This window comes from Rhizobium sp. RAF36, assembly GCF_052114105.1.
Classification (GTDB): Bacteria; Pseudomonadota; Alphaproteobacteria; order Rhizobiales; family Rhizobiaceae; genus Rhizobium.
On sequence record NZ_JBFREC010000001.1, the window covers coordinates 133,019 to 146,227 of the forward strand.

The 13,209-nt window shown below is 60.7% G+C and carries 12 protein-coding genes; 2 read left to right on the forward strand and 10 right to left on the reverse strand.

Annotated elements, in window-relative coordinates:
- From AB4Z25_RS00705 to AB4Z25_RS00715, 3 genes are read right to left on the reverse strand one after another with little or no spacing between them, the layout of a single operon-like run.
- Positions 1-918 (reverse strand): ABC transporter permease, encoded by a 918-nt coding sequence (locus tag AB4Z25_RS00705; RefSeq protein WP_112537918.1) that lies wholly within the window; start codon positions 916-918, stop codon positions 1-3.
- Entirely contained in the window at positions 915-1,838 is a 924-nt protein-coding gene (locus AB4Z25_RS00710; RefSeq protein WP_112386177.1) for an ABC transporter permease subunit, read from the reverse strand. Before AB4Z25_RS00710 ends, AB4Z25_RS00705 begins: the two co-directional genes overlap by 4 nt.
- A 48-nt stretch (positions 1,839-1,886) precedes the next feature.
- The gene (locus AB4Z25_RS00715; protein ID WP_112537917.1) at positions 1,887-3,467 is read right to left on the reverse strand and encodes a peptide ABC transporter substrate-binding protein; all 1,581 of its coding nucleotides are present in this window, start codon (positions 3,465-3,467) and stop codon (positions 1,887-1,889) included.
- Between the two features lie 267 nt (positions 3,468-3,734).
- On the opposite strand from AB4Z25_RS00715, the gene bglA reads away from it, so the two are divergent.
- Positions 3,735-5,375, forward strand: a complete 1,641-nt coding sequence (bglA, locus tag AB4Z25_RS00720) for a beta-galactosidase BglA (protein ID WP_112537916.1) — start codon at positions 3,735-3,737, stop codon at positions 5,373-5,375.
- A gap of 11 nt (positions 5,376-5,386) precedes the next feature.
- Here the strand turns inward: bglA and AB4Z25_RS00725 are convergent, their stop codons facing one another.
- The 4 genes from AB4Z25_RS00725 to AB4Z25_RS00740 form a co-directional block, all read right to left on the reverse strand.
- Positions 5,387-5,644 (reverse strand): ParE family toxin-like protein, encoded by a 258-nt coding sequence (locus tag AB4Z25_RS00725; protein ID WP_112537915.1) that lies wholly within the window; start codon positions 5,642-5,644, stop codon positions 5,387-5,389.
- Positions 5,641-5,841 (reverse strand): hypothetical protein, encoded by a 201-nt coding sequence (locus AB4Z25_RS00730; RefSeq protein ID WP_112538019.1) that lies wholly within the window; start codon positions 5,839-5,841, stop codon positions 5,641-5,643. Before AB4Z25_RS00730 ends, AB4Z25_RS00725 begins: the two co-directional genes overlap by 4 nt.
- Positions 5,842-5,897: 56 nt before the next feature.
- Entirely contained in the window at positions 5,898-7,595 is a 1,698-nt protein-coding gene (gene ade / locus AB4Z25_RS00735) for an adenine deaminase (RefSeq protein ID WP_112537914.1), read from the reverse strand.
- Between the two features lie 130 nt (positions 7,596-7,725).
- Positions 7,726-8,832: a branched-chain amino acid ABC transporter substrate-binding protein gene (locus tag AB4Z25_RS00740; protein WP_112515680.1), complete on the reverse strand. Its 1,107-nt coding sequence runs from the start codon at positions 8,830-8,832 to the stop codon at positions 7,726-7,728.
- A gap of 518 nt (positions 8,833-9,350) precedes the next feature.
- Here AB4Z25_RS00740 and AB4Z25_RS00745 point away from each other — a divergent pair.
- Positions 9,351-10,301 (forward strand): HD-GYP domain-containing protein, encoded by a 951-nt coding sequence (locus AB4Z25_RS00745; protein ID WP_112537913.1) that lies wholly within the window; start codon positions 9,351-9,353, stop codon positions 10,299-10,301.
- A 79-nt stretch (positions 10,302-10,380) separates the two neighbouring features.
- On the opposite strand, the gene AB4Z25_RS00750 is transcribed toward AB4Z25_RS00745, so the two are convergent.
- The 3 genes from AB4Z25_RS00750 to AB4Z25_RS00760 all read right to left on the reverse strand — a co-directional run bounded on the left by AB4Z25_RS00750 (position 10,381) and on the right by AB4Z25_RS00760 (position 13,203).
- The gene (locus tag AB4Z25_RS00750; RefSeq protein WP_112386187.1) at positions 10,381-11,706 is read right to left on the reverse strand and encodes an aspartate aminotransferase family protein; all 1,326 of its coding nucleotides are present in this window, start codon (positions 11,704-11,706) and stop codon (positions 10,381-10,383) included.
- Positions 11,707-12,023: 317 nt separating this feature from the next.
- The gene (locus AB4Z25_RS00755; protein WP_112386188.1) at positions 12,024-12,341 is read right to left on the reverse strand and encodes an ArsR/SmtB family transcription factor; all 318 of its coding nucleotides are present in this window, start codon (positions 12,339-12,341) and stop codon (positions 12,024-12,026) included.
- A 106-nt stretch (positions 12,342-12,447) separates the two neighbouring features.
- Positions 12,448-13,203, reverse strand: a complete 756-nt coding sequence (locus tag AB4Z25_RS00760) for a HugZ family pyridoxamine 5'-phosphate oxidase (protein ID WP_112386189.1) — start codon at positions 13,201-13,203, stop codon at positions 12,448-12,450.
- Positions 13,204-13,209: the final 6 nt, after the last annotated feature.

Sequence of the window (13,209 nt, forward strand, 5' to 3'; positions counted from 1 at the left end):
TCAGCGATCCTTCGGGTCGAAAGCGTCGCGCAGGCCGTCGCCGATGAACAGCAGGCTGAGCAGCAGGGCGACAAGGAAACCGGCCGGGAAGATCAGCAGCCAGGGCATGCTTTCCATGGCATCCGTGCCTTCGGCGATCAGCGTGCCGAGCGAGGTCAGCGGTTCCTGCACGCCGAAGCCGAGATAGGAGAGGAAGCTCTCCGTGGCGATGATCTCGGGCACGGTCAGTGCCGCGAAGATCACGACAGGGCCGATCAGGTTCGGGATGATGTGCTTGATGATGATCTTGAGCGGCCGCTGGCCGGAAGCGCGTGCGGCCTCGATGAACTCGCGGTGCTTGATCGACAGCGTCTGGCCGCGAACGATGCGGGCCATGGTCAGCCATTCGAGCGCGCCGATCGCAGCAAAGAGCAGATAGACGTTGCGGCCGAAGATCACCATCAAGAGGATGACGAAGAGGATATAGGGGAAGGCGTACATGATGTCGACGAAACGCATCATGATCGAGTCCAGCCTGCCGCCGATATAGCCGGAGATGGCGCCATAGAGCACGCCGATGACGACCGAGACCAGCGTTGCGGTGAAGGCGACGGCGAGCGAGATGCGGGTGCCGTAGAGCACGCGGGCCAGCAGGTCGCGGCCGTTCGGGTCGGTGCCGAAATAGTGGCCGGTTTCGAAGGAGGGCGGGATGCGGAAGGCGGCCCAGTCCGGGTCCTCGTAGTTATAGGGGATGAACCACGGGCCGATGAAGGCGACGAGGATCAGGAGCACGAGGACGACGATCGAGACGACTGCGGCCTTGTTGCGCGACAGGCGCCGGAGCGCGTCCTTGGTGAGCGAGCGGCCTTCCGGCGCCAGGCCTTCAGCCTCCAGCAGCTCGGCTGCCAGCAACTCGCGTTTGGCAGGATTGAGGATCATCGGTTTCTCACTTTCGGATCGAGCCACGCATAGGCGATATCGACGAGAAGGTTCAAAAAGACGATCAGCACCATGTAGAAGATGACCGTGCCGAGAACCATGCCGTAATCGCGGTTCAGCGCTGCATTGATGAAATAGCGGCCGATGCCGGGCAGTCCGAAGACGCTTTCGACAACCAGCGAGCCGGTGAGAAGATAACTGGCCGCCGGGCCGAGATAGGAGACGACGGGCATCATGGCGGGCTTCAGCGCATGGCGCATGACCGTCAGGCGTGGGCCGATGCCCTTGGCCTTGGCGGTGCGGATATAGTTCTGGCCCATCACCTCGATCATCGAGCCGCGGGTGATGCGCGAGATGCGGCCGGCATGCGGCAGCGCCAGCACCACGACGGGCAGCACCAGGTATTTCAGCGAGCCGTCACCCCAGCCGCCGACCGGAAGCCAGGCGAGATGGATGCCGAAGACCAGCTGCAGGATCGGCGCGATCAGGAAGTTCGGCAGCACGACGCCCACCAGGATAAGCGCGCCCAGAATGTAATCCGGCGTCTTGTTCTGATAGAGCGCCCCAAGACAGCCGACGAAGACGCCGACGATGATGGCGAGCAGGAAAGCGGCCGTGCCGATCGTGAAGGTATAGGGCAGGCCGATCATGATCTGCTGCGCGACGGTGAAGTCTTCGCTGGCAAATGACGGGCCGAGATCGCCTCTGAGCAGATCCCCCACATAGATGAGGTACTGCTGGATGAGCGGCTTATCCAGATTGTAGTGGACAGCCAGGTTCTTCAGGATCACCGGCGGCAATGGCCTTTCGCCATCGAAGGGGCCGCCGGGGGCAAGGCGCAAAACGAAAAAGCAGGCTGTGACGGCGATCCACAGAACCGGGATCGTCGACAGCAATCGACGGAGTGCATATTTGATCATGATCGTGGACCGGCCCTTTCCGCGCGGGGCGGAAAGGGCCGTTTTCCTTTACTCTTTCATCGACAGCCAGCGGGTGCGGTGGATGTCCTGGACGTTGTCGACGAAGCCCTCGATCTTGGGCGAAACGACGTTCTTGGAGACGTAATAGTAGATCGGCAGCGCGGCGGAATCATCCAGCGCGATCTGCTCGGCCTTCTTGAACATTTCGGCACGCTTGGTCAGATCGGTCTGGGCGTTGCCGTCCTTGATCAGCTTGTCGTATTCCGGGTTCGACCAGCGGCCATAGTTCATCTGGACGCCGGTGACGAGCAGGTTCAGGAAGTTGTCGGGGTCGTTGTAGTCGGCGAGCCAGCCGGCACGGCCGATCTGCACTTCGCCGCGCTGCAGCTGGTCGTAATGCACCTTGGTTTCGGCATTGACGAGCTCGACATTGACGCCTAGCGGCTTCCACATCGAGGCGATCGCCACGGCGATGCGCTTGTGGTTGTCGTTGGTGTTGTACTTGAGCTCGGCCGTCAGCGGGTGATCAGGACCGAAGCCTGCTTCCTTCAGCAGCTTCTTGGCTTCCTCGACCTTGTCCTTGTAGGGCAGGTCCTTCCAGGAGACGTAGGCCGGATCGCCGTAATTCGCCGTGCCCGGCGGGACCCAGGAATAGGCCGGCAGTTCGCCGGTGCCGAGAATCTGCGGGCCGATGACCTCGCGGTTGATCGCCATGGACAGAGCCTGGCGGACGCGCTTGTCGCTGAAGGGCGGCTTCTGCGAATTGATGACGTAATAGTAGAGACCGGAGAAGGGGGCGACGTGCGCCTGGCCCGGCAGGTTCTTCTTCATCCACTCGTACTGGTCGGTCGGGAAGTCGGTGAGGATGTCGAATTCGCCGGCGCGGTAGCGCTTCAGCGCCGCTTCCTGGTCTTCGAGAACGAAGAACTTGGCGCCGTCGATCTTCAGGTCCTTGGCGCCGTAATACTGGTCATTCTTGACGGTGGTGACATGCGAGCCCGGAACCCATTCGGTCGGCTTATAGGGACCGTTGGTGACGATGTTGCCGATCTTCACCCAATCGGCGCCCTTGGCTTCCACCACATGCTTCGGCAGCGGATAGGCGGTGTAGTGCATCAGCGCGTTGATGAAATAGGGGGTCGGATTTTCGAGCGTGATCTCGAGCGTCTTGTCATCGACAGCCTTGACGCCGAGCTGGTTGAGATCTGCGATCTCGCCCTTGTTGATCTTTTCCGCGTTCTTGATGGTGAACTGCAGGTAGGCATAATCGGCGGCGTTCTTCGGATCGACGAGGCGCTGGAAGGCGAAGACGAAGTCTCCGGCCGTTACCGGCTGGCCATCGGACCACTTGATGCCGTCGCGAAGCTTGAAGGTGTAGACCTTGCCGTCATCGGACACTTTCCAGCTCTCGGCCTGGCCGGGAATCGGATTGTCCTTGGCATCTTCCGTGACGAGACCTTCGAAAATGTCGCCGGCGATGCGGTTTTCCCAGTCGCCTGACAGTTTCTGCGGATCGAGCGACGTCGGGTCGCCGCCATTGTGGATGTTGATCGTGGCCGCTTGGGCCGAGAAAGCCAGCAATGTGCCAAACATTGCGGAAGCTAGAATTTTTTTCGTTATATGGTTCATGGTTTGGCCACCTTTCCAGGCTTTGTCGCCTGTTTTTAGTCATTTGTTCCCGGTTTTGACCTGTTACGTGCAGGTCAACGCGCACCTTATCGCAAAGGTTTGGCGTTGCAACCCCCTTTGCGAAGGGGTCGCCATGGGTGTGGACAAGCCTATATGCGGCACGAATTTGCCTTTCCGCGTCCACCCCAGAATAGGCTGTTAACGCAGTTGTTTTTTGTTTTCACGGCTTTAGTCTGTCTGCATTGGGACTATTCGGAGAGTGCATTCATGGCGGTGAAGTCGGCGGACTGGTGGCGGGGCGCGGTGATCTATCAGGTCTATCCACGCTCTTTTCAGGATACGAACAGCGACGGTCTGGGCGACCTGAAGGGAATCACGCGCCGGTTGCCGTATATTGCCAGCCTCGGCGTCGATGCGATCTGGCTCTCGCCCTTCTTCAAGTCACCGATGGCCGATATGGGCTACGACGTCTCCGATTATTGCGACGTCGATACGATCTTCGGGACGCTCGATGATTTCGACGAGATGATGAAGGCTGCGCATGCGCATGGCATCAAGGTGATCATCGACCAGGTGATCTCCCACACCTCGGACCAGCATCCCTGGTTCGTCGAGAGCCGGGCGAGCCGCGATAATCCGAAGGCCGACTGGTATGTCTGGGCCGATCCGAAGCGCGACGGCACGGCGCCGAACAACTGGCTGTCGATCTTCGGCGGGCCGGGCTGGGAATGGGACGGCGTGCGCCGCCAATATTACCAGCACAACTTCCTGACCTCGCAGCCGGATCTGAACTTCCACAACAAGGAGGTTCAGGACGCGGTGCTGAAGACCGTGAAATTCTGGCTCGACCGCGGCGTCGATGGCTTCCGGCTCGATACGGTCAACTATTACTTCTGCGACAAGCTCCTGCGCGACAACCCTCCGCACGAGCCCGACGAGAGCGATGCGGGGCTCGATGCCCCCGACAGCAATCCCTACGGCATGCAGAACCATCTCTACGACAAGACGCAGCCCGAGAATGTCGATTTCCTAAAGCGCTTCCGGGCGCTGCTCGACCAGTATGAGGACCGGACGACAGTCGGCGAGGTCGGCGACGGCGCGCGTTCGCTGAAGACGGTGGCGGCCTATGTCGATGGCGGCGACAAGCTGCATATGTGCTACACGTTCGACCTGCTCGGCCCCGATTTCACCGCTGCCCATATCCGCAAATGCGTCGATACGTTCCAGCGCATGGTGGCGAACGGATGGGTCTGCTGGGCCTTTTCCAATCACGACGTCAACCGCCATGTCAGCCGCTTCGCGAAGACCGAGGCGGAGCGGCCCGTGATCGCCAAGCTGGCGATTTCGGTGCTGGCGGCGCTGCGCGGCTCGATCTGCCTCTATCAGGGCGAGGAACTCGGCCTGCCCGAAGCCGAGCTCGCGTTCGAGGACCTCCGCGATCCCTATGGCATCCGCTTCTGGCCGGCCTTCAAGGGCCGCGACGGATGCCGCACGCCGATGCCCTGGGAAGCCGCCAAGGCGCATGCCGGTTTCACGGGCGCGGAAAAGAGCTGGCTGCCGGTGCCCTACGAGCAGGCGGCGCTATCCGTCGACACCCAGGAAGCGGACGCCGCTTCTGTGCTTTCGCATTACCGGGAAACGCTGGCATTCCGCAAACAGCATCCGGCGCTCATTGACGGCGACATGGACTTCCTCGGCACCAACCAGGACCTGCTGGCATTTACGCGAACGAAGGCTGGTGAGAAGCTGCTGTTTGTTTTCAACCTGACGCGCGAGGCGGCGGCGTTTGAACTGCCTGCGGGTGTGAAGGTGGCTGGCGCTGTTGCGGTGCCGGGGCTCAAGGGAGCGGTTTCCGGAACTTCGCTGAAGCTTGCGCCGCTGAGCGGGTATTGCGGTCGCTTGACGTGATACGCCGTTGACTAAGGCTTGAGCAGCTTGTCGTATTCCGCGTGCGAGCCAATCCACCACCAGATGAAGTCGTCGCCGTCTCTGACGGCGATGGTTCGCCATGACGCACCGACTCGCGCGGACCAGAAACGGCCGATATTCTTGAAGTGCAAAGAGGGGTGTTTGGGATCGGATTTTAGAAGCTCGAAGCTTTCGTCGGCGCGCTGCCTTACGTGTTCGGGGAGCTTATTATAGGCTCGCCAGAAGGAGTCGGTGGCGTGATGCCTCAAAGCGGTCTCGTCTTCTTGGCGCGGAATTCAGCAAGGGCTTCATCGGCGAATTGGTCGAGCTTGCCGCTCGCTGCATCGGCTTCCAATTGCCGATCCCAACGCTCCATCTGCAGCGTCTCGAACCATTCTGCAAAAGCGCTGAACTCCTGCTGGGTCAGTTCAGTCACTGATTTTTCGATCTGCTCAAGTTTGCTCATGGCACTCTCCGGTCTGATCGAAAGATAGTGAAGCTGCAGCGCATTGCCAAGATCGCTCACCCGATCAGCATGAACCGGTCGACATCCACCATCCCCTTGTCCGAAATCTTCAGGTGCGGGATCACCGGGAGCGGCAGGAACGCGACCTGGAGGAAGGGCTCTTCGAGAGTCGTTCCAAGGGCATAGGCGGCCTTTCTCAAGTGATGCAGCGTGTCGCGGACGCTCTCGTAGGGTTCGAGGCTCATCAGGCCGGCGACGGGGAGCGGGATTTCGCCAGTCACCTTGCCGTCCTCAACGACGACGAAGCCGCCCTTGATCTCGCCGAGGCGGTTGGCGGCGAGCGCCATGTCGTCCTCGTTGACGCCGACGACGCAGATATTGTGGCTGTCATGGCCGACGGTGGAGGCGATCGCCCCCTTCTTCAGCCCGAAGCCCTGGACGAAGCCGTTGGCATGGTTGCCGTTCTTGCCGTGGCGCTCGATGACGGCGACCTTGATAATGTCGTTGGCGAGGTCGAGATCGGTCTGGTTGCCCTTGACCGGCAGGCGGTAGCGGCGATGCTCGGTGATGATCTTGCCGGGCATGACGCCGATGACAGGCGTTTCACCCTCGGCAACCGGCACGCCGAAATGCATCGCCTGGACGGGCCGCGCCTTGACGCTGTCGAGGCCGACGGGGGCGACGGGTTTGCGGGTGGCGAAGAGTTCTGCGGTGACGCGGCGGCCGGCGGAGAAGACCATTTCGGCCTTGCAGCTTTCGAGGCTGTCGATGACCACGAGATCGGCGCGCCAGCCGGGGGCGACGAGGCCCCGATCCCTCAGGCCGAAGGCGCGGGCAGCCGAGATCGAGGCGGCGCGATAGATTGCCAGCGGCTCGACGCCCGAGGCGATCGCCGTGCGGATCATGTAGTCGAGATGGCCCTGCTCGGCGATATCGAGAGGATTGCGGTCGTCGGTGCAGAGCGCCAGAAAAGGCGATAGGCGCTCGGTGATGATGGGCATCAGCGCGTGAAGGTCCTTCGACACCGATCCTTCGCGCACCAGAATGTGCATGCCCTTGCGGATCTTTTCGAGCGCTTCCTCGGCAGTGGTGCATTCGTGCTCGGTGCGGATGCCGGCCGAGAGGTAGCCGTTCAGATTGGTGCCGCGCAGCAGCGGCGCGTGGCCATCGATATGGCCGCCCTGAAAGGCTTCGAGCTTGGCAAGACAGACCGGATCCTTGTGGATCACGCCGGGGAAATTCATGAATTCGGCAAGGCCGATGACCTTCGGATGATCGCGGAACGGCAAAAGCTTCTCGATCGGCAGGTCGGCGCCTGCCGTCTCCAGATGGGTTGCCGGAACGCAGGAGGAGAGCTGGACGCGGATATCCATGATCGTCTCCTGCGCAGACTCGAGGAAGAAACGGATGCCGTCGTCGCCGATGACATTGGCAATCTCGTGCGGATCGCAGATCACCGTGGTGACGCCGTATGGCAGGACACAGCGGTCGAATTCATGCGGGGTGACGAGCGAGGATTCGATGTGCAGATGCGTGTCGATGAAGCCGGGGGCGACGATCTTTCCGGATATATCGATCTCGGTGACGCCCCGATAATCGGCGCAGGTGCCGACGATCCGGTCGCCGGAGATGGCGATATCGGAGGCCACGAGTTCGCCGGTCACCAGATCGAAGAACCGGCCGCCCTTGAGGACGATATCGGCCGGCGCGCGGCCGGTGCCCTGGTCGATGTGGTGTTCGAGCTTGCTGGTCATGCGCGTCCCCAATTGCTTCGTGCCACCGTTATAGCCGAACTGTGTTGCACAAGGCGATATGTGGCAGGCTGCGCCCCAAACGAAAACCGGGCGCACAAGGCGCCCGGCAGAAATGCGATGGCAGAGCGCCTTATTCGACCGGAACGGCCTTGCCGGCTTCCCACTTGTAGAGCTCGAAGCTCTTCGAGGAGAGGTCGCCGGTTTCGCCGTAGGTGAGCTTGCCGATGGCGGTCGGGATGGCTTCGCCGCCCTTGAGGGCTGCTGCGACGGCTTCCGCGTCTTCGGCGCTCTTGGCCTTCTCGATGCCGGCCTTGATGACTTCGACGGCGGCATAGGCGTTCAGCGTGAAGGCTTCGGCCGGGATCTTCTTGGCGGCGAGCGCTGCAGCAGCGGCCTTGGAGTCCGGGCTCTTGGTGGCGTCGGAGGCGTTGGTGAAGATGGTGCCGGCAGCGGCTTCGGTACCGATGTTCCAGAATTCGTTGTTCGACAGGCCGTCACCGCCGATGATCGTCGCCTTGACCGAGAGGTCCGCGAGCTGGCGGGCGAGCAGGCCACCTTCCGGGTGGTAGCCGCCGAAATAGACGACGTCGACCTTTTCAGCCTTCAGGCGGGTGGTGAGTGCCGAGAAGTCCTTGTCGCCAGGCGTAACGGCGTCGTCGATGACTTCCTTGACGCCACCGGCGTTCAGGGTTGCCTTGAAGTTGTCGGTGAGACCCTTACCGTAAGCGCCCTTGTCGTTGATGATGGCGATACGCTTGTCCTTGAAATGCTTCAGGGCATATTCGGCAGCAACGCCAGCCTGCTGGTCGTCACGGCCGCAGGTGCGCAGGACGTTGGTCAGGCCGCGGTTCGTCAGATCAGGAGAGGTTGCCGTGGGGGTAACCATCAGCACGCCGTTTTCAGCCAGCACGTCGGATGCCGGGATGGCAACGCCCGAGGTGACCGGGCCAACGACGAACTTGATGCCTTCGCCGACCAGCTGGTTGGCGGCGGAAACGCCCTGCTTCGGTTCGCCGGCGTCGTCAGCGGTCTTCAGGATGACCTTCTCGCCGAGAATGCCGCCGTTCTTGTTGATCTCGTCGACAGCGGTCTGCGCGCCGTTCTTCACCTGATCGCCGTAAGCGGCAACCGGGCCGGTGAGGGGCGCGATGAGGCCGATGGTGATATCGGCATGGGCAAGCGGTGCAAAAGCCAGCGATGCGAGCATCGTCGCGCCAGTCAAAGTCTTCAGACTCATTTTCGTTCTCCTTGGGTGGGGCTTTCGCCCGCGTGGCTGCCGCGACATCGGAGCCGGCGCGTACAACAACTCTTCCGAGTTGCGCCAAGACGGCGGTTCCGGTGCGGTCAATGCCCCCGGCCGGTCATCTTTGACTTCAGCGGGCGCATGGCGATTTTCTAGGAATTCTCATTTGATTTCGCAAGGAAATAACAAAATCACCGCCAAAATTGTTCTGGATTGCGCGAAACGACCGGGCTCCGGCGTCATTTTCGTAAAATTCCGGAGTTTTTCAGAGGTCATTAGCCGGCATCTACCTTGGGCTAAGTGCTCAAATCGATTTAATCCACGAGTTGCAAATAACGCCGGAAAGATACCAAGAATAGTCAGTGAATCTTTGTGCGTGAGAATATTCGTAAAATAGAACCGATTAACATTTGCATGCTATGAAGGTTGTAGAGGGGTGGCCGGTCTGGAGTGTGTCTCAAGAATAAACTCGGCCCGGCAAGTCTAATCGTGCGTTGGGACTAAGCGACTGAATGCTAAAGCGCATTGAAGCCAGCCAGGTCAGGGCTGGGATGTTTATCGAGGCCGTCGAAGGGGCCTGGAACGACCCATTGCTCGGGCGTCACCGGTTTCTCGTAAGGCGGGAATCCGATGCCCAACGGTTGCGCGGCAGCGGTGTCGCCGGGGTGGTCATCAACACAGCCAAGGGCGTCGATACGAACGGCCTGCGCTCCAATGTGCCTGCCTATGCGTCCGAGGATCCCCGTGCCGTCGAGGCGCAGACCAAGGCTGCGCGCGAAACCATCCAGAAATCCGCCGAGCAGCTCGAAGATGTCTTCAGCAAGATTCAGGGCGGGGCGGGTGTCGCGATCGATGATATCGCGCCCGTCATTTCGGGACTGTCCACGTCGCTCGATGAAAACCCGGCGATCTTCCTCAGCGTCACGCGATTGAAGTCGAAGGACGAGACGACCTTCGTGCATTCGCTGTCGGTCAGCGCGCTGATGATCCATTTCTCCCGCTATCTGGATTTCGACGAGGAGACGGTTCGCGTCCTTGGCATTGCCGGGCTGCTGCACGATGTCGGCAAGGTGGAAATCCCGCACGAAATTCTCGCCAAGGAAGGCAAGCTCGACGACGAGGAAATGCAGTTGATCCGCAGCCATCCGGAACTTGGCCATGCGATCCTGAAGCGGCAGGCGGGCATGCCTGACATCGTTCTCGACGTCTGCCTCAACCATCATGAGCGGATCGACGGGCGGGGATACCCGAATATGGTGCCGGGCTCGAAGCTCAGCACCTATGCGAAGCTCGCAGCGATCTGCGACGTCTATGATGCGATCACCTCGATCAGGCCCTACAAGCAGCCCTGGTCGCCTGCCGACGCCCTGAAATGGATGCTGAGCCGAGAAGGGCATTTCGACATCAAGCTGCTGAAGCGCTTTGCGCTCTGCCTGTCGGTCGCTTCGGCGCACAAGGCCTGAGATCAAGGCGTAAGATCAAGACGTAAAAATGCCCGCCGGAGATCAGTTCCGGCGGGCATTTCGTTTGGTCTCGTGACGATCAGATGTTGTTCTGAAGGATCTCGCGCAGCTTGCCGAACAGCTCGTCGATATGGTGCTTCTCAATGATCAGCGGCGGAGACAGCGCGATGATGTCGCCGGTCGTGCGGATCAGCAGGCCCTTCTCATAGGCCTTCAGGAAGGCGGTGAAGGCGCGCTTGGTCGGTTCGCCGGCGATCGGGTCGAGCTCGATGGCGCCGATCAGGCCGGTGTTCCTGATGTCGATGACATTCGGGCAATCCTTCAGCGAGTGCAGCGCGTCGGCCCAGTAGTCGGAAAGCTCCGCGGCGCGGGTCAGCAGGCCTTCTTCCTTATAGGTGTCGAGCGTGGCGAGTGCAGCGGCCGAAGCGATCGGGTTGCCCGAATAGGTGTAGCCGTGGAAGAACTCGATCATGTGCTCGGGGCCGCTCATGAAGGCGTCGTGGATCTCCGAGGTGACAAAGACCGCGCCCATCGGGATGACACCATTGGTCAGGCCCTTGGCGGTGGTGATCATGTCGGGCATGACGTCGTAATACTGGGCGGCGAAGGGAGCGCCGAGGCGGCCGAAACCGGTGATGACTTCGTCGAAGATCAGCAGGATGCCGTGCTTGGTGCAGATCTCGCGCAGCTTCTGCAGGTAGCCCTTCGGCGGGATCAGCACGCCGGTGGAGCCGGCGACCGGCTCGACGATGACGGCGGCGATGGTCGAGGCGTCGTGCAGGGTGACGATACGCTCGAGTTCGGTTGCGATATCACCGCCATGTTCAGGCTCGCCGCGTGTAAAGTTGTTCTTGCCGGGCTGGTGGGTGTGCGGCATGTGATCGACGCCGGTCAGAAGCGTGCCGAACATCTTGCGGTTGGAGACGATGCCGCCAACCGAGATGCCGCCGAAATTGACGCCGTGATAACCGCGCTCGCGGCCGATGAGGCGGAAGCGCGAGCCGTTGCCTTTTACCCGGTGATAGGCCAGCGCCACCTTGAGCGCGGTCTCGACCGATTCAGAGCCGGAGTTGGTGTAGAGAACGTGGTTCATGCCTTCAGGGGCGATATCGACCAGGCGGTTCGCCAGTTCGAAGGCCTTGGGGTGGCCGAGCTGGAAGGCTGGGGCGTAATCGAGTTCGCCCGCCTGTTCGCGGATCGCCTCGGTGATCTTCGGGCGGCAGTGGCCGGCATTGACGCACCAGAGACCGGCGGTGCCATCGAGCACCTGACGGCCATCATGGGTGGTGTAATACATGTCCTTGGCGCCGACGAACATGCGCGGCTCCTTCTTGAACTGCCGGTTCGCCGTAAACGGCATCCAGAAGGCGCGAAGGTCGTTGGGGGTGTTGAGGCGATTGGACATGCTGTTCTCCTGGCCGCGAGGCCCGTTCCCCGGGCTTAAGCCCGTATTTTTACCGTCCGGTCAAACTATCAGCGCGGAATCGGGCGTCAAGAGACCGAAAGCGCACGAAACCAGAGTTTACCGTTCATTGCTATGCGCTTTGCCGCCGCATTGAAATACCGCCAGAACGGTATCCGGCCGAAACGAAAAAGACCGGCAAATCGAGCGATCTGCCGGTCAAGAAGTAGGGTTGACGTGCTGAAATACTGCGTCCGGTCCATTCCGGAATTATTCCATTGGCGGACCGGTTCTTGGCTGACGTGATGTCAGCGTTGACTTTAGGCCGCGGAACGGCTCCGGTTCTGAACAGCGTAAATGTCTTCGAGCGTTGCCAGGATTTTCATCACAGGCTCGGAATTGCTCGAGTAATAAATGGTCTGCGCATCGCGGCGGGTCCGGACCAGCTTCTGGGCGCGAAGCTTGGAGAGATGCTGCGACAGGGCAGACTGGCTAAGGCCAACCTGCGTCGCGAGGACGCCGACGGGAACTTCACCCTTCACGAGGCTCACGAGGATGAGCAGGCGCTTGGGGTTTGCCATTGCTGACAGAAGCGCGGCCGCCACATTAGCGTGATCTGACAAGTCAGTATTTTCCATTATTCCAATCTTCCTAATGCGAATTTTTTCCGTATAGGCACAGGGCGTTAGACGGGGTTTGGCGGACGCCCGAAAAGTAGCAATTGGGCATGAAGATTGTATATACCTAAATTTCGGGTATCGAGTATGCTATTTTAGATATGTGTGGAATAATTTCCCCGGGTTTTGTGACAGGCTCTTCGAATTCACAACGTGACAAGTTATCGCCCGAAATCACGTCAAAACCAGCACTATCCAGACCACAAACCCTCAAAGTCCCGTCAATTGTCCCCTTGAAACGGGTTTCAAGCGCCCTAAGCACCTCTGGGTGGTTGTCTACTAAATCTCGCACTATGGCATCGGCTTCCGCCGCCACCGCATCGTTGGCGGGAGAGAGAATCGCAAGGTCCGAACCCTCCAGGAGATAGGCCCGGCCGAAGCCTCCGTTGAGGCTGGCGGACTGCGGCAGCAAGCGGAAAAACCGGAAATCCGGGAAGTCGATATAGAGCTTGGCCTTGGTATGCCGGTTCAGGAAACGGCCGCGGATGCGCTCGTGAAGCGGGCTGCCGCGCTCCACCGGCTCGGCGATGCATTGCGTCGTCAGGCGCGGGTAGGCGAGCGGATCGCCCTTGCCGGGCTCGCCTGTTAGCAGCGAGGCGCGGGGATCAGCTTCCAGTGCCTTGGTATGGGTCGAGAGCGCCGAGACGAGGACGACGGGCGTGCCGTCTATATCGGTGCCGAGTAGCACGCGGCTGGCAAAGGGAAAGCCGGTCGCCGGATCGAGTACGGCGAGGCCGGCATAGCGGGCCGAACGGAGCAGGGTGCGGGCGAGCGTCCGGGCCTGCCCGTCCGTCTCCCGCAATACGGAAGCTTGATCTTTCATGTCCAC